Genomic DNA, 26,492 nt, shown 5'->3' on the forward strand with positions numbered 1-26,492 from the left:
GTTCAGACTCCCGCGGGCGTGGCGACGTCGGACTGGCCGGCCGCCGAGGACAGGTCGGCCGGTGAGGCCAGATGGCCGAGAACCGCCGTTGCGGCGGCGACCTGCGGCGAGACCAGGTGGGTGCGGCCACCCTTGCCCTGCCGGCCCTCGAAGTTGCGGTTCGAGGTGGACGCGGAGCGCTCGCCGGGCGCCAGCTGGTCGGGGTTCATGCCCAGGCACATCGAGCAGCCCGCGTGCCGCCATTCGGCGCCGGCCGCGGTGAAGACCTTGTCCAGCCCCTCGGCGACCGCCTCCAGGGAGACGCGGACCGAGCCGGGGACGACGAGCATCCGTACGTCGTCGGCGACCCGGCGGCCCTCGAGGATCCCGGCCGCGGAGCGCAGGTCCTCGATCCGGCCGTTGGTGCACGAGCCTACGAAGACGGTGTCCACCTTGATGTCGCGCAGCGGCTGGCCGGCCGTCAACCCCATGTATTCCAGGGCCTTTTCGGCGGCGTACCGCTCCGAGGCGTCCTCGTACGAAGCCGGGTCGGGGACGTCGGCCGAAAGCGGCGCGCCCTGGCCCGGGTTGGTGCCCCAGGTGACGAACGGGGCCAGTTCGGAGGCGTCGATGTAGACCTCGGCGTCGAAGACCGCGTCGTCGTCGGTGCGCAGCGTCTTCCAGTAGGCGACCGCGGCGTCCCAGTCCTCGCCCTCGGGGGCGTGGTCGCGCCCCTGGAGGTAGTCGAAGGTGGTCGCGTCGGGGGCGATCATGCCGGCCCGCGCGCCCGCCTCGATCGACATGTTGCAGATGGTCATCCGGGCTTCCATCGACAGCTGCTCGATGGCCTGGCCGCGGTATTCCAGGACGTAGCCCTGGCCGCCGCCGGTGCCGATCCGGGCGATGATGGCCAGGATCAGGTCCTTGGCCGTCACGTCCTCGGGCAGCTCGCCGTCGACGGTGATCGCCATGGTCTTGAACGGGGCCAGCGGCAGCGTCTGGGTGGCCAGCACGTGCTCGACCTGGCTGGTGCCGATGCCGAACGCCAGGGCGCCGAAGGCACCATGGGTGGAGGTGTGACTGTCACCGCAGACCACGGTGGTGCCGGGCTGGGTCAGTCCCAACTGCGGTCCCACGACGTGGACAACGCCCTGCTCGACATCGCCCAGCGGGTGCAGCCGGACCCCGAACTCGGCGCAGTTCTTGCGCAGCGTCTCCAGCTGGGTGCGCGAGACCGGGTCGGCGATCGGCTTGTCGATGTCGAGGGTCGGGGTGTTGTGATCCTCGGTGGCGATGGTCAGGTCCGTACGGCGCACCTGGCGGCCGGCCTTGCGGAGGCCGTCGAACGCCTGCGGGCTGGTGACCTCGTGCAGCAGGTGGAGATCGATGAAGAGAAGGTCGGGCTCGCCTTCCGCGCGCCGGACGACATGATCGTCCCAGACCTTCTCCGCGAGTGTCCGTCCCATCGCTTTCCCTCCGGCCGGCCACAGTGCCGGCCTTACTCGTCCGTGCGCGACGCCCGCAGAAATCCCCGTACCGGGCCGTACGCCGGGCCCTGGTAGAGGGCCACACCTACAGATTGACGACTTCCCCGGAAAATTGAACTTGCGTTTCACAGTGTGAGACGCGAATATCGTTGCATGGACAACTCTAGCGGCGTCGGCGTTCTCGACAAGGCAGCTCTGGTTTTGAGTGCCCTGGAGTCCGGTCCGGCCACCCTCGCCGGGCTGGTCGCGGCGACAGGGCTCGCACGGCCCACGGCCCACCGTCTGGCCGTGGCACTGGAACACCACCGGATGGTGGCGAGGGACATGCAGGGCCGGTTCATCCTGGGCCCACGGCTCTCCGAGCTGGCCGCGGCGGCCGGCGAGGACCGCCTGCTGGCCACGGCGGGACCGGTGCTCACGCATCTGCGCGATGTGACCGGCGAGAGCGCGCAGCTCTATCGCCGGCAGGGCGACATGCGGATCTGCGTGGCGGCGGCGGAACGGCTGTCCGGACTGCGGGACACCGTCCCGGTCGGCTCCACGCTCCCCATGAAGGCCGGCTCGGCCGCCCAGATCCTGATGGCCTGGGAGGAGCCCGAGCGGCTGCACCGCGGTCTGCAGGGCGCACGCTTCACGGCCACCGCCCTGTCCGGCGTACGGCGCCGCGGCTGGGCCCAGTCGATCGGCGAGCGGGAGCCGGGCGTGGCCTCGGTCTCCGCGCCCGTACGCGGCCCCTCCAACCGCGTGGTGGCCTCCGTCTCGGTCTCCGGCCCGATCGAGCGGCTGACCCGCCATCCCGGGCGGATGCACGCCCAGGCGGTCATCGACGCGGCGGCCCGGCTCTCCGAGGGCCTGCGCCGCAGCGGCTGAGACGGCCCCCGAGCCCCGTCCCGCGTACTGAGCGGGACGGGGCCGCCCGGCCCGCTCAGTACGCCAGGCGGTCCGCGGCTCCCCTGGCGCGCCCGCCGAAGGGCGCAAGGGGTAGGCGACGGGCGGAACTGCGTGAGCGCGGCGGTGTGTCCACCGCGACGATCAAGTGCTGCTGCACGAGCGCCTGCTACTCCCGGGGCACCGCGGCCCAGGCACCGCCGACGGAGAACTCCCCCGCGCCGGCCGTCGCCCGGCGCACCGCCACCGAACTGCCGCGGCGGCACAACTCGCCTCCCTGGACCGGGATCTGGCCGAGGAGTTCGGCACCCCGGCCGAGCTGGTGGGAGGCAGCGGTGGCTGCGCCGACCGACGAGAGCGGAGGCGACGGCAGAGGCGTCCAACCGGCGCCCCGGAAGCGGCAGTTGACACGAAAAAGCCCCCCGCATGAAGCGGGGGGCTCTTCCCTCTGTACCCCCGACCGGATTCGAACCGGCGCTACCGCCTTGAGAGGGCGGCGTGCTAGGCCGCTACACAACGGGGGCAAGTTTTCCTGTAGTTGAGCTTGTCCGAGGACACACTGCGCTGGGCTACCAGGACTCGAACCTAGACTAACGGAACCAGAAACCGTCGTGCTGCCAATTACACCATAGCCCATGGTGGTTTAGACCAGTACCCCCGACCGGATTCGAACCGGCGCTACCGCCTTGAGAGGGCGGCGTGCTAGGCCGCTACACAACGGGGGCCCTAGCGATCCTGCATGAACGACAGTGGGTGCGACCCGGACTGTCCCCCTGGGAAGGATCTGTACCCCCGACCGGATTCGAACCGGCGCTACCGCCTTGAGAGGGCGGCGTGCTAGGCCGCTACACAACGGGGGCTTTGCAGAGAGACTCTGCGGTGCAGATGAGCTCTGCGAGCTGGCCTACCAGGACTCGAACCTAGACTAACGGAACCAGAAACCGTCGTGCTGCCAATTACACCATAGGCCATCAAAACGTAACCCCCCGTAGGGGGCTTGATTTGATCTGCGCTTCCCGGCCCGGCCTTTCGGCCCTCTCGGGCGGCGCAGGAAGAACATTACCTGATCGTGGACGGCGCACCAAAACCGGTAACTCCGCGCAACAACTCGGGGAGCTCCGCCAGACCCGCGATCCGTCGCACCCCCTCCGGCGGCTCCTCCCCACCGCCTGTCCGGTCCAGCCATACGGCGGCCAGGCCCGCGTCCCGGGCGCCGAGTGCGTCGATGTCGAGCTTGTCGCCGACGTAGACGACCTCGGCGGGCGTTAGGCCGAGCGCCTGACAGGCCCTGCCGAACGCCTCGGCGGCGGGCTTGGCGTGCCCCAGTTCATCGGCGCAGAGCACCACCTCGAAGCGTTCCCGGATCCCCAGGGCGGCCAGCTTGCGCTCCTGATTCGCGGTGGCGGAGTTGGACAGCACCGCCTGCCGTACCAGCGGTGTCAGCGCCTCCAGTGCGGGCAGCGAGTCCGGGAAGAGCGTCCAGCAGGCTTCGTAGTGGGCGATGTACCGGCCGAACCAGGCGTCCGCGTCGGCGTCGGACAGGGGCCTGCCCAGAAACGTCCGGGCCCGTGCCCGGCGGTGATCGAGAAACCCGAGTTCACCGGTGAGGAAGCGGGCGAACTCGGTCTCCATGGCGTGGCGCCAGCGCGTGAGTGCCGTCTCCTCGCCGCCGTACGCCGCCAGGAGTCCTTCGGCCCGCAGGTGCCGCAGCACGCCGGCGCGGTCCGAGCCGGTGTAGTCGAAGAGGGTGTCGTCGACGTCCCAGAGGACGGCGCGCAGCGGGGTGTCCCGGGGCGGGGTGTGCTCCGGTGCCGGGGCGAGCGGGCGGTCGGCATGCGCGGACATGATCAGCCTTCCTGGTGCCGGTGCCGCCATTGTGCCCGGGGCGTCGGCCCGGCGGACCGGATCCGGCCGGACCGCGGGCCCGGAAGCCGTGGTGGCTTCCGGGCCCGGGCGGCGGTACGGGGTCAGCCGGCGAGCTTGGCCAGTGCCGCGTCGATCCGCTGGAGCGTGCGCTCCTTGCCGAGGATCTCCAGGGACTCGAACAGGGGCAGGCCGACCGTGCGGCCGGTGACCGCCACCCGGACGGGAGCCTGGGCCTTGCCGAGCTTGAGACCGTGCTCCTCGCCGGCGGCCAGGACGGCCTCCTTGAGGGGCTCGGGACCGGAGGTCCAGTCGGCGGCGTCGAGCTTGGCGCGGGCCGTGGTGAGCAGCGCGACCGGGTCGCCCTTCATCGCCTTCGTCCAGGACGCCTCGTCCTCGACCGGCTCCTTGAGGAACAGGAAGTCGACATTGGCGGTGATCTCGGAGAGGACGGTGAGGCGGGTCTGGGCGTGCGGGGCGAGGGCCTGCCAGGCGGCCTCGTCGAAGTCCTCGGGGGCCCAGTTGGCGTGCGGGGCCTTCAGCCAGGGCTCACAGGCCTTGATGAAGTCCTGCACGTCCAGCCGCCGGATGTGGTCGGCGTTGATCGCCTCGGCCTTCTTCAGGTCGAAGCGGGCCGGGTTGGCGTTGACGTCCTCGATCTCGAACTTCTCGATCAGCTCGGACACCGAGAAGAGGTCCTGGTCGGCGGAGAAGGACCAGCCGAGCAGGGCGAGGTAGTTGAGCAGGCCCTCGGGGAGGAAGCCGCGCTCGCGGTAGAGGTTGAGGTTCGCCTGCGGGTCGCGCTTGGAGAGCTTCTTGTTGCCCTCGCCCATGACGTACGGGAGGTGGCCGAAGGCCGGGATCTCCTTGGCCACGCCCAGCTCGATCAGCGCCTTGTAGAGGGCGATCTGGCGAGGGGTCGAGGAGAGCAGGTCCTCGCCGCGCAGGACGTGCGTGATCTCCATCAGCGCGTCGTCGACGGGGTTGACCAGGGTGTACAGCGGGGCGCCGTTGGCGCGCACGATGCCGTAGTCCGGAACGTTCTCCGGGGTGAAGGTCAGCTCGCCGCGCACCAGGTCGTGGAAGGTGATCGGCTCGTCGGGCATCCGGAAGCGGACGATGGAGCTGCGGCCCTCCGCCTCGTACGCAGCCTTCTGCGCGTCGGTCAGCGTGCGGCACGTGCCGTCGTAGCCGGAGGGGCGGCCGGCCGCGCGGGCGGCCTCGCGGCGGGTGTCCAGCTCTTCGGTGGTGCAGTAGCAGTGGTACGCGTGACCGGCGGCGAGCAGCTTGCCGGCGATGTCCTTGTAGCGGTCCATGCGCTGGGACTGGCGGTAGGGCGCGTGCGGGCCGCCGACCTCGGGGCCCTCGTCCCAGTCGAAGCCGAGCCAGTGGAACGAGTCCAGCAGCTGGTGGTAGGACTCCTCGGAGTCGCGGGCCGCGTCGGTGTCCTCGATCCGGAAGACCAGGGTGCCCTTGTGGTGCCGTGCGTAGGCCCAGTTGAACAGGGCGGTACGGATCAGGCCGACATGGGGGTTACCGGTCGGGGAGGGACAGAACCGTACGCGGACGGGGGTGCCGGGGGTCGCGTTAGCCACGCTTGATCACCTTGTTGGTGAGAGTGCCGATGCCTTCGATGGTGACGGCGACCTCGTCGCCGACGTTGAGGGGGCCGACCCCGGCCGGGGTGCCCGTGAGGATGACGTCGCCAGGGAGCAGGGTCATCGCCTCGGTGATGTGGACGATGAGGTCCTCGACCGGGCGGACCATGTCGCTGGTGCGGCCGAGCTGGCGCTGTTCGCCGTTGACCGTGCACTGGACAGCGAGGCCGGCGGCGATGTCCGCGGGGTCCAGCCCGGTCTCGACCCAGGGGCCGAGCGGGCAGGAGCCGTCGAAGCCCTTGGCCCGGGCCCACTGCTTCTCGCGCTGCTGGACATCACGCGCGGTGATGTCGTTGGCGCAGGTGTAGCCGAGGATGACGTCCTTGGCGCGCTCGCGGGGCACCTCGCGGCACATCCGGCCGATGACGACGGCGAGCTCCGCCTCGTGGTGCACCTCCTGGGAGAAGGAGGGGTACCCGATGGGGTCGCCGGGGCCGATCACCGAGGTGGACGGCTTGAAGAAGGTGACCGGGACGTCCGGGACGGCGTTGCCCAGCTCGGCGGCGTGCTCGGCGTAGTTGCGGCCGATGGCCACGACCTTGTTGGGCAGGACGGGCGGCAGCAGCCGGACCTTGTCGAGGGGGACCTTTTGGCCCGAGCGCTCGAATTCGGCGAAGGGGTGTCCCTTGATGACGTCGAGTTCGTCGCCTTCGACGACGCCGAATCCGACGTTGCCGTCGATGGAGAATCTGGCGATGCGCACGGGTTGCCGCTGCCCCTCATTGATCACTGGCCGGAGTTGACACTCCAGGCTATCGCGGGGCCGCCGCCGCTCCGCCGCCGCTTACGCCGACACGTCCTGAGCGGGTGCGTCCATCAGGATCGTCCGGCGGGGGTTGGCGGTCCGGGCCGGCAGTTCGACGCTGTGCTCCGCCGCCTCGGTGCCGAGCTCGCCGGCGTCCTCGAGGTGGACCAGGGTGGTGCGCCGCGGGTTGGCTATGTTGCGGAACATCGTCGTCTTCACTGCTGTATGCCTCGCGTCGTCAAGAGATCGGGAAATCTCGGGGAACTCGGGAAACCTGTCGTACTCACAGCTGCCTTGTCGCTTCAGGCACCTGTGTAAAGCGTCAGGCTATGCACGCTATTCCCGGCACCGTGCGCGAGAACTCAACGATCTTCCTGTGAGTTTGCTCACGAACTGTGCGACAAATGCCACATTCCCCTTGATCAACAACCTTGGGCGAATCGGACAATGGCGGATTGAAGCGCACGTTCCGCGCCCGATCACCCCACCTGGGACAGCGGACGGGGACGGCCGACTCGCGGATAAAAGTCCGTTATCGACGGCCGAAACTTCTACAAGTCGTGACGCGCTCCGTACATTGCGTCACCCAAGTCACAGTGCATGGCTCCGCTCTTGTTGGAGATCCTGCACTGTGCTGGAATTCCACGGACCGCCGCACGTTTCAGCCGGCGCGCAGGGCGCAACGTAGCGCCGCGCGGTGGTGCCGCTCTCTCGGCCAGAGAGGGCAGCCCGCCGGTCACTCACGACCGCCATGGGGGACTCAGCGGTCCCCCATACGACTCGACACCGTCCCGCCGAGGCGGGACGCCTGGTCCAGAGGTTGCGACGCTAGTGCAGGGACGTTTCAAGAGGGATGGCAGCGCTGCGGCGGACCCGGAGCTCCGCGGCGGGACCGATCGCGGCTCCTCGCCCCAGCGCGCCCAGAACACTGCTTCCGCCGGGGGCACCGTGCCCACCGACGGGCGCGGCCAGGCGCCGGGCGAAGACGCCGCGGACGGCGGGACGCCCAAGGCGTCCAAGGGGTCCGGTGGGCCCGGTTCGCGAATAGCGCTGCGCAACTGGCGCATCAGCACCCGTCTGGTCTCCCTGCTCGCGCTTCCCGTGGTCGCCGCGACCACGCTGGGCGGCATGCGCATCGCCACGTCGCTGGACAACATCGACCAGCTCGACAAGATGCAGCTGCTCACCGAGATGACCCGGCAGGCCACCGAGCTCGCCGACGCACTGCAGGTGGAGCGGGACAAGTCGGCCGGTCCGCTGGCCGGCAGCGGCAACACCAAGGACGACGCGAACGTCATCGCGCCCCGCCAGGAGACCGACCGCGCCAAGCTGAAGTTCAACCAGGCCACCGGCGACATCCAGGGCCAGGACGCCACGATGGCCGGTGTCCGGGCGACCGTCCTGGAGATCGGCCGGCAGCTCAACACCCTCAACGAGATCCGCGCCAACGCCTACAAGGACGACAACAACACCGCGCGGACCGTCACCAGCTACAACCAGCTGATCAACTCGCTGCTGTCGCTCTCCCAGGACATGGCGCAGGCCACCAGCAACCCCGAGATGATCCGCAGTACCCGTGCGCTGGCGGCGTTCTCGTCGGCCAAGGAGTACGCGTCGATCCAGCGCGCGCTGGTCAGCGCCGGCCTCGCCCACGACGGCGGCCCGCAGCTGTCCTCCAACGACCGGCTGGCCGGCCGTAACGCGGAGGACAGCGAGAAGGCCGCCCGGGACCGCTTCTCGCAGATCTACAGCAACAACGCCGGCGCGCTCACCCGCGGCCTGGACGGCAACAACGACGAGATCAAGGCCGCGGTCGCCTTCGCGCACCGCGCCTTCGCCAGCGGCTCCGGCATCCGCAGCCAGGACATCAGGTACCTCGACTGGTACGACTCCGACACCGTCAAGATCGACGAGATGTCGCGTATCGAGACCACGCTGCTGTCCGAGATGGAGCAGAAGGCCCGCGGGCTGCGCAACGAGGCCACCCAGTCCGCGATCATCAGCGGTGCGCTGATCCTGCTCGTCCTCGGCGTCTCGCTGGTCGGCGCGTTCGTCGTGGCGCGCTCCATGGTCCGCTCGCTGCGCCGGCTGCAGGACACCGCGCAGAAGGTCGCCCAGGAACGGCTGCCCGAGCTGGTCAAGCAGCTGTCCGAGTCCGACCCGCAGGACGTGGACACCTCCGTCCAGTCGGTCGGTGTGCACAGCCGGGACGAGATCGGCCGGGTGGCCGCGGCCTTCGACGACGTGCACCACGAGGCGGTCCGCCTCGCCTCCGAGCAGGCGCTGCTGCGGGGCAACGTCAACGCGATGTTCACCAACCTCTCGCGCCGTTCGCAGGGCCTGATCCAGCGTCAGCTCTCGCTGATCTCCGAACTGGAGTCCCGCGAGGCCGACCCGGACCAGCTGTCCTCGCTCTTCAAGCTCGACCACCTCGCCACCCGTATGCGCCGTAACGGTGAGAACCTCCTGGTCCTCGCCGGTGAGGAGCCGGGCCGCCGGTGGACGCGGCCGGTGCCGCTGGTCGACGTCCTGCGTGCCGCCGCCTCCGAGGTGGAGCAGTACGAGCGGATCGAGCTCAACGCCGTCCCGCAGACCGAGGTCGCGGGCCGGGTCGTCAACGACCTCGTGCACCTGCTCGCCGAGCTGCTGGAGAACGCCACCTCGTTCTCCTCCCCCCAGACCAAGGTCAAGGTCACCGGCCACGCGCTGCCCGACGGGCGCGTCCTGGTCGAGATCCACGACACCGGTATCGGCCTGTCGCCCGAGGACCTCTCGGCGATCAACGAGCGGCTCGCCGCCCCGCCGACCGTGGACGTCTCGGTCTCCCGGCGGATGGGTCTGTTCGTGGTCGGCCGCCTGTCGCTGCGGCACGGCATCCGTATCCAGCTGCGGCCCTCCGACTCCGGCGGCACCACCGCGCTGGTCATGCTGCCGGTCGATGTCGCCCAGGGCGGCAAGAAGCCGGCCCCGAGCAACGCCAAGGGCGGTGCCGGCGACCTCGGCGGCGGAGGCTCCAGCCGGCTCGCGGGGCTCCAGCCGCGCGGTCAGGTCGGTTCGGGTCCCTCGGCCGGCGGGCGCCCCGCGCTGCCCGGCCGCGGCGGTCCCGGCGGCGGTGCGCCGAACGCCTTCGGTGCCCCGGCGCCGTCCGGCCGTACGGCGCCTCCCGGCGCGACGTCTCCGGGCGCCCCGGTACCGGGCGACGCCCGCCCGGCCGGCCGCCCCGGTGCCGCGCGCCCCTCGCTGCCCACCCGCGGCCAGGAGAGCGGCCCGGCGTCCACCGTGGCCCCGCCCACCGGCGCCCCGCGCCGCGAGGAGCGTCCGCAGCTGCCGGCGCGCGGTGCCGCGGCCGAACTGCCCGGTGGCCCGTCCGCGGGCGGCAAGGGCGGCCAGCAGCAAGGCGGTCAGCAGCAGGGCGGTACGAGCTGGGGTGCGCGCCGTGAGCGCGGCGGGTCCGACGACTGGCCGCTGACGCCCGGCGAGGCCCAGGAGCGGCCGCGCGGCCACGAGGAGCCGGAGAGCACCGGCAGCTTCGAGCGGCCCGCGCCCGCCGGTGGGCCCGGTGACACTGCAGCCTTCGCCCGTCCCGACTTCAACGCGCCGCCGCCCGCGGCGGACGGCTCCCGCGGCGGGCGCGACCCGCAGGGTGCGCGTCCGGCCGGCCAGGGTGCGGGCAACGGACGTGGCGACACGGGGCAGTTCCCCCGGCCGGACCGCGAGACGGGCCGCCAGGAGACCGGTCAGTTCGAGACGGGTCAGTTCGAGACCGGTCCGTACGAGACGGGCGAGTACCGGCGTCCCGACAGCGACACGGGGCAGTACCCGCGTCCCGACGGCGACACCGGGCAGTACCCGCGCCCCGGCAGCGACAGCGGCGCGTACGACACCGGCCAGTACCGTCGTCCGGACGCCGACCGTGCCGCGTACACCGACGAGCCGCAGAGCACCGGGCAGTTCCCGGTGCAGCAGCCGCCGGACGCCGGTGCGCAGTCCGCCGACGTGCTCGGTGGGGCGGACGCCGGTCCCGGCGACGGCCGTACGCCGATCTTCGACACCATCGAGTCCAACTGGTTCAACCACCCGGCCGCCGCCGCTGCCGGTGTGCCGCCCCAGGGCACCGAGCCCGAGGCCGACGCACTGCCGCGGCGGGGGGCCGCGCAGGACGGCGCCGCACGGGGCGGTTCGCAGGGCCCGGTGGGCGGTGCGGAGCGTACCCCGGCACCGTCCGACGCCTCGCAGTGGCGCAGTTCGCCGAACGACGAGACGTGGCGGCAGGCGGAGCAGATCCGTCAGCCCGCCGCGGGCGGTATCACCACCTCCGGGCTGCCCCGCCGGGTCCCGCGCGCGAACCTCGTCGCGGGCACCGCACAGCAACAGGCCGACCAGAACGGGCCGCAGGTCTCGCGGTCGCCCAGCGAAGTCCGCGGGCGGCTGACGAATCTGCGCCGGGGTATCCAGCAAGGCCGGCAGGCCGGGACGTCGTCCACCGGCACCCACGGCATTGTCGATCCCACTCACCAGCAGGAGCGTTAGTTGAGTCCGATGAGCCAGGCGGCGCAGAATCTGAACTGGTTGATCACCAACTTCGTGGACAACACCCCCGGGGTGTCGCACACGGTGGTGGTCTCCGCGGACGGTCTCCTCCTCGCCATGTCCGAAGGCTTCCCCCGCGACCGTGCCGACCAACTGGCGGCGGTGGCCTCCGGCCTGACCTCGCTGACGGCCGGCGCGTCCCGCATCTTCGAGGGCGGGAGCGTCAACCAGACCGTGGTGGAGATGGAGCGCGGTTTCCTCTTCATCATGTCCGTCTCCGACGGATCGTCACTGGCCGTGCTCGCACACCCCGAGTGCGACATCGGCCTGGTCGGCTATGAGATGGCCCTGCTGGTCGACCGCGCGGGAACGGTGCTGACGCCCGACCTGCGCGCCGAACTCCAGGGCAGCCTGCTGCACTGAGGCGCCCGCAGCGCCGACCGTCCAGCACCACCCCACCCATCCGTGCCGCCACCCCCCACCGGCCAAACCCGACGACAGTCCCACTGTCCCGTCCGGAGGACCCATGACCCCGCCACCTGCCACTTCCGGCCCGTACGGCGCATACAGCCAAGCGCCGTACGGGGACGAAGGTGACCAGCCGCTGGTGCGCCCGTACGCCATGACCGGAGGCCGGACCCGGCCGCGCTACCAGCTCGCCATCGAGGCGCTGGTCAGCACGACCGCCGACCCCGCCCAGCTGCCCGGGCTGCTGCCCGAGCACCAGCGGATCTGTCATCTGTGCCGCGAGGTGAAGTCGGTCGCCGAGGTCTCCGCGCTGCTGCACATCCCGCTGGGTGTGGCGCGGATCCTGGTCGCGGACCTGGCGGAGGCCGGGATGGTGGCGATCCACCAGCCCGGTGGCAGCGGCGAGGCCGGCGGAACACCGGACGTGACCTTGCTCGAGAGGGTGCTCAGTGGACTTCGCAAGCTCTGACGGCGCATCGGACGGGGGTGCGGCCCGCGCCACGACGTCCGCCAAGATCGTGGTGGCGGGCGGCTTCGGCGTGGGCAAGACCACGTTCGTCGGGGCCGTCTCGGAGATCAACCCGCTGCGCACCGAAGCCGTGATGACCTCCGCCTCGGCGGGCATCGACGACCTCACGCACGCGCCGGACAAGACGACCACGACCGTGGCGATGGACTTCGGCCGGATCACCCTGGACCAGGACCTGATCCTGTACCTGTTCGGTACGCCGGGCCAGGACCGTTTCTGGTTCATGTGGGACGACCTGGTGCGCGGCGCGATCGGCGCGGTCGTGCTGGTCGACACCCGGCGGCTGGCCGACTGCTTCCCCGCGGTCGACTACTTCGAGAACAGCGGACTGCCGTTCGTCGTCGCCCTCAACGGCTTCGAGGGGTACCAGCCGTACACGCCCGACGAGGTGCGTGAGGCGCTGCAGATCGGTCCCGGGACCCCGATCATCACCACCGACGCCCGGACCCGCAGCGAGGCCAAGAGCGCCCTCATCACGCTCGTGGAGCACGCGCTGATGGCCCGCCTGCGCTAGCTCGCCGGGACGGCCCGCCCGGCATCCGGCGCGGGCCGTACGGCAGTTGTCACGGCCCGGGGCGAGCCGCCCTGCCCCGGGCGGGTTCCCGGCATCCCCTTGTCGATCTGTGTCCTTCGACACGCCGACAATTTTGCTTCATAACGTTTCGACAGTGAATCACAGGGGTTTCGACACCCCGCGCGCATGCCCGGCTTCGCTGCGCTCACATTCTTCTCGCATTTTGGCGCGGCTCGCCCTTAACGCCCCTTTTATCTAAGGCACTTCCGTGCCCGCTCCGCCTTTGCCCAGTGTTTGGAACGCACCGCCCTGACGTGCTGAAATTCGCTGAAACTCCGGAGTAGGAACGCCCAGAAGAAACGGCACAGCACATCAGTGCCGACGCCGAGAGGTTGTTGGTCGAGTGAGGCGAAGCAAGGAGAGCCCCGAGCCGCAGGAACCGCGGCGGGGCAACTTCACCCCGCCACCCAGAGGTGGCGTACCGGCTTCCGACGCGCCCGAAAATACGGTCGCGAAGCCTCCGGTCAGTGGTGGGAAGTACTCCCCGCGCAACTGGCGCGTGGCAACCCGTCTGAACGCCATTCTGCTGATCCCGGTGCTGCTCGCCCTGGTATTCGGTGGCCTGCGGGTGAACAGTTCGTTCGCCACCTGGCAGGAAGCACAGGACGCGGAGAACACCGCGAAGCTCGTACGTGCCGCGCTTTCCTACAGCACCGCCATGAACGACGAGCGGGACCGCACCGCGGCGCCGCTGTTGAAGGGCAAGAAGGACGACCCGGCCGTGCAGCAGGCGCGGGACGCCACCGACGCCGCCGCCGCCAAGTTCCACGAGGCCGCCAAGGCCATGCCGGACAAGCCCGGCCTCAAGCGCCGGCTCACCTCCTTCGAGAAGGTCGAGCCCAAGCTCCAGAAGCTGCGCCAGGTCGCGTACACCTCCAAGCTGCACGGTGTGCAGACCGAAGAGGGCTATGTCGAGGTCCAGCACCCGCTGATGGAGTTCGCCAACGAACTCGGCCTGGGCACCGGCAACATCACCTCCTACGGCCGTACCGTCTATGCCATCGCGCTGGCCAAGGCCGCCGAGTCGCTGGAACGGTCCATCGGCACCCACCTCCTGGTCGACCCGGCCACCCCGCAGGGCGGCAAGGAGCACAAGCTCCAGCTGACCGCCTTCGCGTCGTACCGCTACCTGGAGGGCATCGCCATCGGCGAGTTCACCTCCGGCGGCACGCCCGAAGACGTCGCCCGGCTGAACAAGGACGCCGCGGCGCTCAAGCAGACCACGCAGCACAAGATCGCCCAGGCGAAGGCGCAGGCCCAGGCCGCCGGCCGGCCGTTCCGCACCCCGCCGACGATCGACCAGATGTCGACGCTGATCGCCACCGGCGCGGCGCCGGAGTCACTGAGCACCCGCGGCATCACCTCCGACAGCTACTTCGCCGCGGCGACCGTCAAGTTCAGCATGTACCGGTCCATCGAGAAGGACCTGTCGGACAAGGCCGTGAACGAGGCGGCGCAGATCTCCGACGACGCCCGCCAGTCGACCTTCGTCGACTCCGGCATCGTGCTGGCCGCGCTGATCATCGCCTTCGTCGTGGCGGGGCTGATGGCCCGCCGGATGAGCCGCAACATGCGCCAGCTGCGCACCGCCGCCTTCGGCATCGCCGAGCAGCGGCTGCCGATGCTGGTCGACCAGCTCTCCCGGACGGACCCGGGCCGGGTCGACACCCGTGTGACGCCCATCCCGATCGCCACCACCGACGAGATCGGCGAGGTCGCCCGGGCCTTCGACCAGGTCCACCGCGAGGCCGTCCGGCTCGCCGCCGAGCAGGCCCTGCTGCGGGGCAACGTCAACGCGATCTTCACCAACCTCTCCAGCCGCAACCAGGGCCTGATCGAGCGCCAGCTGGAGCTGATCACCGACCTCGAGAACAACGAGGCGGACCCGGACCAGCTGGAGAGCCTCTTCCGGCTCGACCACCTCGCCACCCGCATGCGGCGCAACGGCGAGAACCTCCTCATCCTCGCGGGCGAGGAGCCCGGCCGCCGCTGGAACCAGCCGGTGCCGCTGGTGGACGTCCTGCGGGCGGCGATCAGTGAGGTCGAGTCCTACGAGCGAATAGACCTCACCGGCGTCCCCGAGAGCGAGATCCACGGCACCGCCGTGACCGACCTCGTGCACCTGCTGTCCGAGCTGCTGGAGAACGCCACCACGTTCTCCTCCCCGCAGACCAAGGTGCGGGTGGCCGCGACCCGGCTGCCCGACGGCCGCGTGATGATCGAGATCCACGACAAGGGCATCGGGCTCACCCCCGAGGACTTCGCGGACATCAACCACAAGCTGGCCAACCCGCCGAGCGTGGATGCCGCGATCTCCCAGCGCATGGGCCTGTTCGTGGTCGGCCGGCTGGCCGACCGGCACGGGATCCGGGTGCAGCTGCGCCCCTCCGGCGAGCAGGCGGGCACCACGTCCCTGGTCATGCTGCCCGAGGCGATCACCCACGGTGGTGGCGGCGAGGAGCGGTTCGACGACGACTTCACGGTCTCCCGGATCGTGCCCGAGCACCAGCAGGACACGTACGAGGGCCGGCAGCACACCGCCGCCGAGCTGGGCTTCGACGACAGCCGCTACGGCCGCCCGGACTCCGGGGACCTGGACATGGTGGGCCGCTCGCTGCTCCGCGAGGAGCGCCGGGCCGCGCTGGAGGCCCAGAGCTTCGATGAGCAGCCGGTCGGCGGTGACCGTCCGCTCTTCCGTGACGAGGTGCCGTCCGCCGAGAACTACCAGGACTTCCCCGGCCAGGCACAGAGCTACCCCGGCCAGGCATATGCGGAAGCCGATCAACCGCTCTACGACGACCGGGCCCCCGGCCACCAGGCGTTCGCCGAGCCCGGCTTCGCGGAGACCACCGGCCAGCAGCCATACGTCTCCCACGAGCCGGCCCAGCCGGGCGAGTGGAGCGAACGCCCTGCATTCGAGGGCTACTTCGGGACCGAAGCGGAATCTGACCGGAATGCAACTGCCGCTCCCGCTGACGCCCCTGAGCGCGTACCATTCGAGCGTCCGGGCCCCACACCGAGCGACGCCCACCCGCTGACGGACGCCGGCCTTCCGCGCCGCGGAGGCCGCGACCAGCAGCCACCGCAGGTGCAGCAGCAGGGCAGCGCGCCGGAGACCGGCCAGGACGGCAGGGACTGGCGCAGCTCCAACGACGAGCGCTGGGAGCGGGCGGAGCGGCTGCGCGAGCCGAAGGCGGGCGGAGTCACCTCCTCCGGCCTCCCCCGGCGGGTGCCCAAGGCCAACCTGGTCGAAGGTGCCGCGGAGCAGACCCCTCAGGGCGGCCCCCAGGTCTCCCGCGCCCCGGAGGACGTCCGCGGCAGGCTGAGTAACCTGCGCCGCGGTGTCCAGCAGGGACGCAACGTCGGCACGGACCCCTCCGGGGTCCCCCAGAATGACCAACAGGGCTACGGCCCCGGCAGCACCTACGATCAGGAGCGTTAGTGTGAGCCCGATGAGCCAGGCGGCGCAGAATCTGAACTGGTTGATCACCAACTTCGTGGACAACACCCCCGGGGTGTCCCACACGGTCGTGGTCTCCGCGGACGGTCTCCTCCTCGCCATGTCCGAGGGCTTCCCTCGTGACAGAGCCGATCAGTTGGCGGCGGTGGCCTCCGGCCTCACCTCGCTGACCTCCGGCGCGTCCCGCATCTTCGAGGGCGGGAGCGTCAACCAGACCGTGGTGGAGATGGAGCGCGGTTTCCTCTTCATCATGTCCGTCTCCGACGGATCGTCACTGGCCGTGCTCGCACACCCCGAGTGCGACATCGGCCTGGTCGGCTACGAAATGGCCCTGCTGGTCGACCGCGCGGGCACGGTCCTGACGCCCGACCTGCGCGCAGAACTGCAGGGCAGCCTTCTCAACTAACAAACAGGCAGTGCGTTTCCCGCCACCGCGCCTTATGGTTCGGTGGCGCGACCGGCGTCAGACAGGCAAGTTGGAGGAGGAGACGTGGCAACGCCCCCGAGCGGATACCCGTATGGTTCCGGACAGGAGTCCGGGCCTGTGGGCGAGACCCATCACAACCGCTTCAACTTCCCGTCTGCGCCGACCCAGCGGCCGCAGCGGCCCCAACCGCAGCAGCCGCAGCGATCCCAGCAGCAGCCCCGGCCGTACGACACCCAGCCGTACCAGCCGTCGGTGTACGACCAGCCGCAGGCACCGCGCATCCAGCCGGTGCAGCCGCAGCGGCGGGCTCCCGAGCCCGCCTCCACCGGCGCGAACAACCCGCTCGTGCGCCCGTACGCCATGACCGGAGGCCGGACCCGGCCGCGCTACCAGCTCGCCATCGAGGCGCTGGTCAGCACGACCGCCGACCCCTCCAGGTTGCAGGGCCAGCTGCCGGAGCACCAACGCATCTGCCACCTCTGCCGCGAGATCAAGTCCGTTGCCGAGATCTCCGCGCTACTCTCCATCCCCCTCGGCGTCGCCCGGATCCTTGTCGCCGACCTGGCGGAGGCCGGACTCGTCGCCATTCATCAGCCCGGCGGGGACGAGACCGCCGGCGGACAGCCAGATGTGACACTGCTCGAAAGGGTGCTCAGTGGACTTCGCAAGCTCTAGCGGTGCAGCCCGCTCCACCACCTCCGCGAAAATCGTGGTGGCGGGCGGCTTCGGCGTGGGCAAGACCACGTTCGTCGGGGCCGTCTCAGAGATCAACCCGCTGCGCACCGAAGCCGTGATGACCTCCGCCTCGGCGGGCATCGACGACCTCACGCACGCGCCGGACAAGACGACCACGACCGTGGCGATGGACTTCGGCCGGATCACCCTGGACCAGGACCTGATCCTCTATCTCTTCGGTACGCCGGGCCAGGACCGTTTCTGGTTCATGTGGGACGACCTGGTCCGCGGCGCGATCGGCGCCGTGGTGCTGGTCGACACCCGGCGGCTGGCCGACTGCTTCCCCGCGGTCGACTACTTCGAGAACAGCGGACTGCCGTTCGTCATCGCCCTCAACGGCTTCGACGGCCACCAGCCGTACACGCCCGACGAGGTGCGTGAGGCGCTCCAGATCGGCCCGGACGCGCCGATCATCATCACCGACGCGCGGCATCGCAGCGAGGCCAAGAGCGCCCTCATCACGCTCGTGGAGCACGCGCTGATGGCCCGCCTGCGCTAGCCGGCAGCCGGGCGCCCGTGCCCGCACGCCGTATGACGAAAGGCCCCCACACCTGACCGGTGCGGGGGCCTTCGTCGTACCCGGCGTCCACGGGCGCCCGGTTGCCGGTGCCCGCCCGGCCGCGGGGCCCGCACACGGCTGCGTACGGGCCCTGCGGCCGGGGTGCGGGCCTCACTTGCGGGCGGGGCACTCCTTCCACGCGAAGTGGTAGACGGTGTTGATGCTGCCGTCGGTGGAGTCCATGGCCATGTAGCTGGTGGCCTTGGGGTCCGAGGACTTGGCGTCCACCCGCATCTCGGTGTTGATGTTGAAGTAGCGCTCCTCGCCACAGGGCGCGTACACGAGCGCGTCGACATCGGTCTCGTCGGAGGTCTGCCAGTTGGAGTCGTAGGCGCCGACGAAGGTGTGGCTCTTACGGGCCGTCTGCTGCTGGCCCTGGAAGTAGTAGCCCGCCTGCTCCAGTCCCCTGGCGCCCCTGGCCAGGGAGGCGTAGCCGCGGTAGTCGGCCCGGGCGATCGCGTAGGTGAATCCCTGCGGGACGTGCACGTTCAGTGCGATCTGGCAGTTCTTGCGGGAGTCGGTCGGCTTGGTGCCGGCGCCCGCCTGGGCGAGGTATTCGCTGTACGTGACGGTGAAGGCGGTGTTGTCGGGGGCGATGGCGACGGCGGCGCTGCCGGGTCTGCAGCCCGATCCGTTGACCGTGGCGACGGTTATCGTGATCTTTCCGGTGGGCGGTTCGTCGCCGAACCCTGCTGCGGTGGTGGGGGATGCCGATCCGGCGAGGAGCAACGATGCCATTGCGGCACCAGCACTGAGCCTGCTGAGCATGGGCTCTACCTTCCGGTCGTCCTGTGGCCCGCGGCGCGGAACATCAGGAGAGGAATGACGAGCGCATGCCAGCACGGGCCGGGCGCCTTGAACAGCTCTGCTCCCCAGGGTTGAGGCGAATCTACGCCTCATTCCGGCCGCGCCCTGTCAAACCGGAACACCCGGTCCGAAAAGCGATGCGGCCCCTTATCTCACACATCTCGCATATCCCGCATATCTCGCACATCCCGCGGATTCGGCGGCTGTTCAGCGGTATGGCGGCTGTTCGGCGGTATGGCGGTTGTTCGGCGGTATATGGCCTGAGGGGGCGGGCGTCCCGCGGGCACACACGCGACGGGCCCGCAGCACACTGCTGCGGGCCCGTCGTTCGTGCGGTGGCGCGTCGTTCGTGCGGTGACGCGCCGGTGTCAGCGCTGCCAGCTGGTCGCGCCGCGGAATCCGCTCTGGCGCTCCAGGCGGCGCCAGCGGGCGGCGGTGGCGCGCGGACCGGCCGGGGCGGCGTCCGCGGGCCGGTGGGCGGCGCGGGCGAGCAGGACGGCGGTCAGGGCGGCGAGCTCTTCCTCGCTGGCCAGTCCCTTCTCCACGCGGATGGGGTCGGTGCGCCGGGCCGTATTCATGGTGTTCACGGTGTTCGCGGTATTCAAGATGTTCTCCGTCGTCGCGGTGGCGTGGTGCCTGGTGCGGTTGCGGGGGTGGCTACTGGGGCGGGTTGCCGTGCTTACGGGCCGGCAGGTCCGCGTGCTTGGTGCGCAGCATGTCCAGGGCGCGGATGAGGGTGTGACGGGTTTCGGCGGGGTCGATGACGTCGTCGACCAGGCCGCGCTCGGCCGCGTAATAGGGGTGCATCAGCTCGGACTTGTACTCCTTGACCATGCGGGTGCGCATGGCGTCGGAGTCGTCCGCCTCGGCGATCTGCTTGCGGAAGATGACGTTGGCGGCGCCCTCGGCGCCCATCACCGCGATCTCGTTGGTGGGCCAGGCGTAGGTCAGGTCGGCGCCGATGGACTGCGAGTCCATGACGATGTAGGCGCCGCCGTAGGCCTTGCGCAGCACGAGGGAGATGCGCGGGACGGTGGCGTTGCAGTAGGCGTAGAGCAGCTTGGCGCCGTGCCGGATGATGCCGCCGTGCTCCTGGTCGACGCCGGGCAGGAAGCCGGGCACGTCGAGGAAGGTGACGATCGGGATGTTGAAGGCGTCGCACATCTGGACGAAGCGGGCGGCCTTCTCGGACGCCTCGATGTCCAGCACACCGGCCAGCGACTGCGGCTGGTTGGCGATGATGCCCACCACCCGGCCGTCGAGCCGGGTCAGCGCGCAGATGATGTTGGTCGCCCAGCGCTCGTGGACCTCCAGGAACTCGCCGTCGTCGACGATCTCCTCGATGACCTTGCGCATGTCGTACGGGCGGTTGCCGTCGGCCGGGACCAGGTCCAGCAGGGCGTCGCCGGAGCGGTCGGCGGGGTCCTCGCAGGGCACCGACGGCGGGTTCTCACGGTTGTTGGCCGGCAGCAGCGAGAGGAGGTAGCGGACCTCTTCCAGGCAGCTGACCTCGTCGTCGTAGGCGAAGTGGCACACGCCGGAGGTCTCGGCGTGGACATCGGCGCCGCCGAGGCCGTTCTGGGTGATCTCCTCGCCGGTCACCGCGCGCACCACATCGGGCCCGGTGATGAACATCTGCGAGGTCTCGCGGACCATGAACACGAAGTCGGTCAGCGCCGGGCTGTAGGCCGCGCCGCCCGCGCAGGGGCCGAGCATGACCGAGATCTGCGGGATGACGCCCGAGGCCTTGGTGTTGCGCTGGAAGATGCCGCCGTAGCCGGCGAGCGCGGAGACGCCCTCCTGGATACGGGCGCCGGCGCCGTCGTTCAGCGACACCAGGGGCGCGCCGGCCTGGATGGCCATGTCCATGATCTTGTGAATCTTGGTGGCGTGGGCCTCGCCCAGCGCGCCGCCGAAGATCCGGAAGTCGTGCGCGTAGGTGAACACGGTCCGGCCGTGCACGGTGCCCCAGCCGGTGATCACGCCGTCGGTGTACGGCTTCTTCGCCTCCAGGCCGAAGCCCGTCGCGCGGTGCCGCCGCAGCGGCTCGACCTCGTTGAACGAGCCCTCGTCCAGCAGCAGCTCGATCCGCTCGCGCGCCGTCAGCTTGCCCTTCGCACGCTGCGCTTCGGTCGCCCGCTCGCTGGGTCCCCGCCTGACCTGCTCGCGGATGGCGTGCAGCTCGGCGACGCGCCCGCGGGCGTCGTTGGTGCCGGCGGGCAGATCTTCGACTGTGGTCATGTATCGACGGTACGTGTGCGAGGCGTCCCGCACCGATGTCGGTTTCGTACAACGTCGCACGCGATTTGGTGGGCAGGCAGTACAGAACCGCGCTGTACGTGCCCCGCGCCCCGGCGCCCGTTCGGGTGGCGGGGCCGCACCCGGGTCTGTATGGGGCCGACAAATGTAGGGGTCTCACGAAACGGCGCGCGCCAGGGCCCGACCGGGGCCGCACGGCCGGCGGGGGCCGGCAGGGGGCGTCAGCGCAGGCGGACCGTGCAGGTGTGGGTGGCGCAGGCGGTGCCGGGGGTCAGGCGCAGCCGGAGGGTGGGTCCGGCGGCCAGCACCTCGATCGCCGGGTCGTGGCCGAGCACCGCGCGCACCGGCCGGGACCAGGTGATCTCCAGCGGGTCCCCGGAGCGCTCCGGGGCGGCCACGCACAGCCGCGCCGTCCGGCCGCCGCTTCCCGCCCGGCGCCCCGCACGGACCAGCACGCTCGCCGGGCCGCTGCTGGAGAGCGGCCCGGCGCTGCCCGCCCGCCAGAAGTTCGCGGCCGTGACGCCGAGCGGGCGGACGGCGACGGCCTGCCGGCCGGCGTCGTTGGCGAGCACCGTCAGCCAGTGCCGGTCGGCGGCGCGGGCGGCGAGGGTGCAGGGGGTGGCGCCCGGCATGAGGAGGTAGGCGTAGCGGGCGTCGGTGGGGTCGGTGCCGTGGTCGTGCCAGAGGGTGAGGTAGCGGCGGGTGAACGGGCGCGTGGAGGAGGTGGTGTTGATGTCGTGCCAGCAGCCGGTGCGGGCCTCGCGCCGCGTCGTCAGGGGGGAGCCGCCGGGGAAGACATAGCCGCCGTGGCCGGCGAGGTGGGCCCAGTGGACGCGGCGGAAGGAGCGGGTCTCGCCGAGTGTGCCGGGCTGGCGTACCCCGTCGACGGTGAGCGCGGCGGTGCCCCGCTCGCCCAGGCAGCGGTTGTCGACGATCGTCTCGACCGGCACCCCGTCGCAGGCGGTGATGCCGGCGCCCAGGCAGACGAGGCAGTCCGCGAGCGCGAACCAGGACTTCTTGGCGGTGAGGGTCGAGGCCAGGCCGCGCAGGTCCTGGCCGATCGCGGCGAATTCGCCGTCGGTGGTGCCGCCGACCCAGCGCGCGGCGGGCTTGGGCTCGCCCCAGCCGCCGCCCTCGTTGTCGGCCAGCCGCTTGGTGGACACGGTCGTGCCGGGGAGCCGGTAGGGGTCGACGGTGGGCCAGAAGGCGTCCGTGTACTGATCGCCCCCGAAGTCCGCGCCCCACCAGGAGAGCATGCCGGCGCCGGTGTGCCAGCCGCGCGGGTTCTCGCCGTTGCCGTTCTCGTAGTACGTGATGCGGTCGGAGGCCATGGCCAGACCGGCGGCCCAGCCGGGGCGGCGGTGGACGGCACGGTCCATGGCGGGGAAGAGCCGGTGGCCGACGGGCTCGGGGGCGGCGGGCACCGGGCTGTCGGCGATCGTGTGGAGGCGGGCGAGGTCGGCGACCGTGTACTGCCGGTCGGTGAGGACCGGCAGCGTACGGTCGCGGGCGGTCCAGCCCTTGATCATGGCGTGCCAGCGGTCCCGCTCGGCGCTGCTCGCGGCCTCGGCGAGCAGCGCGACGGCGGCGATCAGCGCATGCCCGTGGTAGTGGTCGCTGCGCATGATCTGCCGTTCGTCGCCGCGCAGGTAACCGCGGCTGATGGCCCGCCCGTTGACGCTGTCCATCATCAGTCCGTTGTGGAGCAGTGGGGCGTACGCCCGCTCGACGCTGTCGAAAGCGATCTGCCGTGCCGGGTCGGTGAGCTGCCAGGACGAGCCGCCGAGCAGGGTGAAGAGCCGCCCCAGGCCGTCCAGCAGGGCATAGCCGTAGGTGCCGGAGTAGGCGACCCAGGTGTGCTGGACGAAGGAGCCGTCGGCGTAGAGGCCGTCGCCCCGGGTGACGCAGGGGAAGACCGGGGAGAGCGCGTCGCGGGCCAGCGCGATTTTGTCGGGGGCGCGGCCGAGGATGCCGCGCAGGGCGACGACCCGGCACAGGTCGACGCGGTTGGCGCCGGTGCTGGTGCCGGAGTAGTCGCCGAGCGCGGCGTCGGGGACGAAGTGGTCGACGGCGGCGAGGCAGCGCTCGCGCAGGGCGCCGGGCACGCCGCCCGGCAGGTGCTCGTCGAGGATCGCGAGGGTGTCGAGGAGGAGCCGGGGGCTGCCGATCTGCCATTCCCACCAGTTGCCGTAGCGGGTGGTGCCGGTGCGGTAGACGGTGGCTTCGAGGTGGCGCAGGCCGGTGAGCACGTCCTCGGCGAGGCCGGGGTCACCGGTGTGGCCGGTGCCGGGCTGGGCGTGGGCCTGGGCCATGGTGGCCAGCCGGCCGTAGCTCTGGGTGATGCCGGACGGCGGGTCGTAGGGGCAGTCCGGCCAGAGCGAGTCCGCGGCCGCGCGCATGGCCGCCCGGAAGGTGCCGGCGAGCGCGCCGGTCTCCTGGAGGGCCGCGGCGTACGGCGGGGCGGCGGGGTCGAAGCCGGTACCGAGGGTGAGGGCGCACCAGCGGGCACGGAGGGCGGTGAACTCGTCGCCGGCCACTCGGGCGGGCGCGGCCGGTGCGGGGAGGGCGTATGCGGCGCGGGCGGGGAGGCCGAGCAGGCCCGCGGCGGCGGCGAGGAATCCGCGGCGTGACCAGACGGACGGCGACCAGCGGGGCGTGGCGGGGGCAGGCGGCACGGTCGGTCCTCTCCATGGCGTCAACGGGGCGGTGGCGCTGCGCACTTGGGAGTTTCCGATGGTCTAGCACGGGCCGCCGCGGGGCGGCAATGGCCGCGCCGGGACGCCGCGGGCCACCCGTCCGGCGGAGCCCGCCCACCCAGAGAGGTTGAATGTTGAACCGGATGCCGCTACGGTGAATCTCGTTGAAGCTTAAACAATCTCGGTCCTGTGCCGGGACCACCGTCTTTGAGGAGGAGCCATGGCTCTGTTCCACCGCAAGCGCACCGCCGACACCCCCGGCGCCGCAGCCACCACCGCCCCCGCCGCCACCGCTGCCGTCCTCGACGCGGACCCCGGGCTCGCCGCGCTGACCGGCGACTACGCCATCGACCCGGCGCACAGCAGCATCGGCTTCACCGTCCGGCATGCCATGGTCACCAATGTCCGCGGCGCGTTCGGCGACTACGAGGGCGCCCTGCGGCTCGACGGCACCGACCCGTCCCGCTCCACCGCCACCCTCGACGTCAAGATCGCCAGCATCGACACCGGGATCGCGGACCGCGACGGCCATCTGCGCAGCGCCGACTTCTTCGACGCCGAGTCCTTCCCGCTGATGACCTTCCGCAGCACCGCCGCCGAGCGCGTGGGCGGCGACCGCTACCGCATCACCGGGGACCTCACCCTCCGGGACGTCACCAAGCCGCTCACCATCGACCTGGAGTTCCACGGCTCGGCCACCGATGTCTACGGCGCCGAGCGGGTCGGCTTCGAGGGCGGCGCCGAGATCCTGCGCTCCGACTGGGGCCTGACCTGGAACGCGGCGCTGGAGACCGGCGGAGTGATGGTCAGCGACAAGATCAAGGTCACCTTCGACATCTCCGCCGTCAAGGCCGCCCCGCAGTCCTGACCCGGCCGGCTCCCCCAAGACCGCGGCCCCGCACCGACCTCCCCCGAGGTCGGTGCGGGGCCGCAAGCCCCTCAATCCTCGAACGCCCGTCAACTCCCGCCGAACGCACAGCCGGAGAGCGCCAAGAGCGCAACGGTGAAACCTCAGCACCAGGCTCTTCCGCCGGGATACATTTGCGCCCCTGGCCGGTTGCCCAACTGGCCAACCTACTCCCGTCCATGGAACCATCGAGGGGTGGAACTTGCATGCGCACGCTGCGTGTTGGCCATATCAGGGACTCTCTCAAAGCCGATTACTCCGGTCTCATCGATCTCACCGATTACGAGGGAAAGCCCGAAAAGCAATCAGCGCCAGCATTCCTGAGTCGGGCTCTCGCCGCGCGAGCGGTGCAGCGCTTCACCGGGTTCTCGGCAGAAGACTCAGCGAAGACAGTTGTTGACGGTTTCCACGACAACGGCATCGACGCTCTGGCCATCGACGAGGTAAATCGACGCCTGGTCTTGGTGCAGTCCAAGTGGGATGGCTCTGGCGACACCGGCCTGTCACAAGGCGATGCCCTCAAGGTGCGAAATGGGTGCAGCGACCTTTTCAACATGCGCTTCGATCGCTTCTCCCCCGCGCTCCAAGCGCGCCAGGAGGAGATCTCGGCGGCGTTGAGCGACCCCGCTATGACATTCATTGTCGTGATCGCTACGACTGGCCGCAGCGCCCTGCCAGCCGAGGCACAAGCAGTGTTCGATGACTTCCTGGACGAGGTCAACGAAAACGACCCTGTGGTTTCTCTTGAAGTTCTGGGACTGCGAGAATTTCACTCCATGGTCGTCGAAGGGATTGCGGGCCCTAAAATCGAGATCACTGTTCCCATCGAACAATGGGGAACCGTCGATCTCCCCTATCAGGCATATTATGGCTTGGTTCAGGCCTCAGAGATCGCCTCCTGGTACGAAAGTCACGGCGATCGGCTGTTTGCCCAGAACCTGCGGAAATCCCTGGGCAGCACCGATGTCAACGAAGGTGTGACGAACACCCTGCTCAAACAGGGCCACAACTTCTGGTACTTCAACAACGGGATCACCGCGCTGTGCGAATCCGTCAAGAAGACCCCTCGCGGTGGAGCCACCCACGCATACGGCGATTTTTCCATCACAGGCGTGAGTGTCGTCAACGGTGCACAAACAGTGGCGAGCATCCACCGGGCATCACGGAAAGATGAAACTGCGCTAGAGAATGCGCGAGTATGGGTGCGCTTCATTTCACTGGAAGGGTGTCCACCAGACTTCGCCGTCGACGTTACCAGAGCAACTAATACACAAAACAGCGTGGAGAGCCGGGACTTTGTGGCCCTGGACCGACAGCAAGAGCGGCTGCGCCGCGATATGCTCCTGTCTCTCCGGAAGCAATACTCAGTCAAACGAGGCGAAAACGCTCCTGCAGAATCCGACGGATGCACAGTCGAAGATGCCGTGGTGGCGCTGGCTTGCGCGCACAACAATCCGTATTATTCCGTTCTAGCCAAAAGCTCTGTTGGCCGACTTTCAGAGAACACCGAACGCGCTCCATATATCAACCTGTTCAACGGTGGCACAACAGCGCATCGGGTATGGCGCTGCGTACAGGTGATGCGCGCGGTCGAGGGTGATCTCCTGGTACGGCGCGCCGGCTTGGTGGATCGCGAATTCGCGGTCGCCACCCACGGAAACCGAATCATCCTTCAGCTGGTCTTCAACCAACTGAATCTATCGAAAGTCAACGAACCTCATTACGATTGGGAGTCAGAGCTTGCCAAGGTGCACGAGATAACGGGGCATGTACTCGCTGCACTCATGACCGAAATCGAGTGGTCCTATCCCAACAACTATCTGGCCCCGCTCTTCAAGAACACGACTAAATGCCGGGATTTGGCCAATAGGGTAGAAGCCCGGCTCGCAGTCACATGAGCCGACGGCGTCCCGGGCACCGC

At 70.1% G+C, this 26,492-nt stretch carries 20 protein-coding genes and 5 tRNA genes; 11 read left to right on the top strand and 14 right to left on the bottom strand.

The window, feature by feature from the left end; translation table 11 throughout:
- Positions 1–2: 2 nt before the first annotated feature.
- The gene (gene leuC, locus OIU81_RS10120) at positions 3–1,445 is read right to left on the bottom strand and encodes a 3-isopropylmalate dehydratase large subunit (RefSeq protein WP_329146023.1); all 1,443 of its coding nucleotides are present in this window, start codon (positions 1,443–1,445) and stop codon (positions 3–5) included.
- A 174-nt stretch (positions 1,446–1,619) separates the two neighbouring features.
- Between leuC and ndgR the strand changes: the two genes are divergently transcribed.
- Positions 1,620–2,336, top strand: a complete 717-nt coding sequence (gene ndgR, locus OIU81_RS10125; protein WP_189099891.1) for an IclR family transcriptional regulator NdgR — start codon at positions 1,620–1,622, stop codon at positions 2,334–2,336.
- A gap of 469 nt (positions 2,337–2,805) precedes the next feature.
- Here the strand turns inward: ndgR and OIU81_RS10130 are convergent.
- The 9 genes from OIU81_RS10130 to OIU81_RS10170 all read right to left on the bottom strand — a co-directional run bounded on the left by OIU81_RS10130 (position 2,806) and on the right by OIU81_RS10170 (position 6,827).
- Positions 2,806–2,878 (bottom strand) — tRNA-Glu (locus OIU81_RS10130).
- A 40-nt stretch (positions 2,879–2,918) separates the two neighbouring features.
- A tRNA-Gln gene (locus tag OIU81_RS10135) sits at positions 2,919–2,990 on the bottom strand.
- 16 nt (positions 2,991–3,006) lie between these two features.
- Positions 3,007–3,079, bottom strand: a tRNA-Glu gene (locus OIU81_RS10140).
- Between the two features lie 62 nt (positions 3,080–3,141).
- A tRNA-Glu gene (locus tag OIU81_RS10145) sits at positions 3,142–3,214 on the bottom strand.
- Positions 3,215–3,253: 39 nt separating this feature from the next.
- Positions 3,254–3,325: transfer RNA gene (locus OIU81_RS10150), tRNA-Gln, on the bottom strand.
- A gap of 88 nt (positions 3,326–3,413) precedes the next feature.
- On the bottom strand, positions 3,414–4,199 hold the full coding sequence (locus OIU81_RS10155) for an HAD family hydrolase (protein WP_329146027.1): 786 nt from the start codon (positions 4,197–4,199) through the stop codon (positions 3,414–3,416).
- A 122-nt stretch (positions 4,200–4,321) separates the two neighbouring features.
- Complete coding sequence (gltX, locus tag OIU81_RS10160; protein WP_329146029.1) at positions 4,322–5,812, bottom strand: glutamate--tRNA ligase; 1,491 nt, start codon at positions 5,810–5,812, stop codon at positions 4,322–4,324.
- Entirely contained in the window at positions 5,805–6,578 is a 774-nt protein-coding gene (locus OIU81_RS10165) for a fumarylacetoacetate hydrolase family protein (RefSeq protein WP_329146031.1), read from the bottom strand. Before OIU81_RS10165 ends, gltX begins: the two co-directional genes overlap by 8 nt.
- A gap of 81 nt (positions 6,579–6,659) precedes the next feature.
- On the bottom strand, positions 6,660–6,827 hold the full coding sequence (locus OIU81_RS10170; protein WP_329146033.1) for a hypothetical protein: 168 nt from the start codon (positions 6,825–6,827) through the stop codon (positions 6,660–6,662).
- 624 nt (positions 6,828–7,451) lie between these two features.
- On the opposite strand from OIU81_RS10170, the gene OIU81_RS10175 reads away from it, so the two are divergent.
- The 8 genes from OIU81_RS10175 (at position 7,452) to OIU81_RS10210 (ending at position 17,842) form a co-directional block, all read left to right on the top strand.
- Positions 7,452–11,150, top strand: coding sequence for a nitrate- and nitrite sensing domain-containing protein (locus tag OIU81_RS10175; protein WP_329146035.1), 3,699 nt, complete (start codon positions 7,452–7,454; stop codon positions 11,148–11,150).
- Positions 11,151–11,159: 9 nt separating this feature from the next.
- Positions 11,160–11,573, top strand: coding sequence for a roadblock/LC7 domain-containing protein (locus OIU81_RS10180; protein ID WP_249636908.1), 414 nt, complete (start codon positions 11,160–11,162; stop codon positions 11,571–11,573).
- A 103-nt stretch (positions 11,574–11,676) separates the two neighbouring features.
- On the top strand, positions 11,677–12,087 hold the full coding sequence (locus tag OIU81_RS10185) for a DUF742 domain-containing protein (RefSeq protein WP_189099879.1): 411 nt from the start codon (positions 11,677–11,679) through the stop codon (positions 12,085–12,087).
- Positions 12,068–12,661 carry a GTP-binding protein gene (locus tag OIU81_RS10190; RefSeq protein WP_329146037.1) on the top strand — a complete coding sequence of 198 codons (594 nt, stop codon included), beginning with the start codon at positions 12,068–12,070 and terminating at the stop codon, positions 12,659–12,661. The genes OIU81_RS10185 and OIU81_RS10190 overlap by 20 nt, the downstream gene beginning before the upstream one ends.
- A 403-nt stretch (positions 12,662–13,064) precedes the next feature.
- On the top strand, positions 13,065–16,163 hold the full coding sequence (locus OIU81_RS10195) for a nitrate- and nitrite sensing domain-containing protein (RefSeq protein ID WP_329146039.1): 3,099 nt from the start codon (positions 13,065–13,067) through the stop codon (positions 16,161–16,163).
- Between the two features lie 10 nt (positions 16,164–16,173).
- A complete protein-coding gene (locus OIU81_RS10200) occupies positions 16,174–16,587 on the top strand; it encodes a roadblock/LC7 domain-containing protein (RefSeq protein ID WP_018087204.1) in 414 nt (137 codons plus the stop codon).
- An 84-nt stretch (positions 16,588–16,671) separates the two neighbouring features.
- The gene (locus OIU81_RS10205; protein WP_443073960.1) at positions 16,672–17,283 is read left to right on the top strand and encodes a DUF742 domain-containing protein; all 612 of its coding nucleotides are present in this window, start codon (positions 16,672–16,674) and stop codon (positions 17,281–17,283) included.
- Positions 17,264–17,842, top strand: coding sequence for a GTP-binding protein (locus OIU81_RS10210; RefSeq protein ID WP_073760799.1), 579 nt, complete (start codon positions 17,264–17,266; stop codon positions 17,840–17,842). Before OIU81_RS10205 ends, OIU81_RS10210 begins: the two co-directional genes overlap by 20 nt.
- Positions 17,843–18,013: 171 nt before the next feature.
- Here the strand turns inward: OIU81_RS10210 and OIU81_RS10215 are convergent, their stop codons facing one another.
- From OIU81_RS10215 to OIU81_RS10230, 4 genes are all read right to left on the bottom strand, one after another.
- On the bottom strand, positions 18,014–18,670 hold the full coding sequence (locus tag OIU81_RS10215) for a DUF4360 domain-containing protein (RefSeq protein ID WP_329146046.1): 657 nt from the start codon (positions 18,668–18,670) through the stop codon (positions 18,014–18,016).
- A gap of 407 nt (positions 18,671–19,077) precedes the next feature.
- Entirely contained in the window at positions 19,078–19,287 is a 210-nt protein-coding gene (locus OIU81_RS10220; RefSeq protein WP_329155010.1) for an acyl-CoA carboxylase epsilon subunit, read from the bottom strand.
- A gap of 79 nt (positions 19,288–19,366) precedes the next feature.
- Positions 19,367–20,950, bottom strand: a complete 1,584-nt coding sequence (locus OIU81_RS10225; RefSeq protein ID WP_329146048.1) for an acyl-CoA carboxylase subunit beta — start codon at positions 20,948–20,950, stop codon at positions 19,367–19,369.
- A 239-nt stretch (positions 20,951–21,189) separates the two neighbouring features.
- Positions 21,190–23,643 (bottom strand): polysaccharide lyase 8 family protein, encoded by a 2,454-nt coding sequence (locus OIU81_RS10230; protein ID WP_329146050.1) that lies wholly within the window; start codon positions 23,641–23,643, stop codon positions 21,190–21,192.
- 241 nt (positions 23,644–23,884) lie between these two features.
- Here OIU81_RS10230 and OIU81_RS10235 point away from each other — a divergent pair, with 241 nt between their 5' ends.
- Both OIU81_RS10235 and OIU81_RS10240 read left to right on the top strand, forming a co-directional pair.
- A complete protein-coding gene (locus tag OIU81_RS10235) occupies positions 23,885–24,532 on the top strand; it encodes a YceI family protein (RefSeq protein ID WP_329146052.1) in 648 nt (215 codons plus the stop codon).
- A gap of 245 nt (positions 24,533–24,777) precedes the next feature.
- A complete protein-coding gene (locus OIU81_RS10240) occupies positions 24,778–26,469 on the top strand; it encodes an AIPR family protein (RefSeq protein ID WP_329146054.1) in 1,692 nt (563 codons plus the stop codon).
- Positions 26,470–26,492 lie beyond the last annotated feature (23 nt).

The organism is Streptomyces sp. NBC_01454, from assembly GCF_036227565.1.
GTDB lineage: Bacteria > Actinomycetota > Actinomycetes > Streptomycetales > Streptomycetaceae > Streptomyces.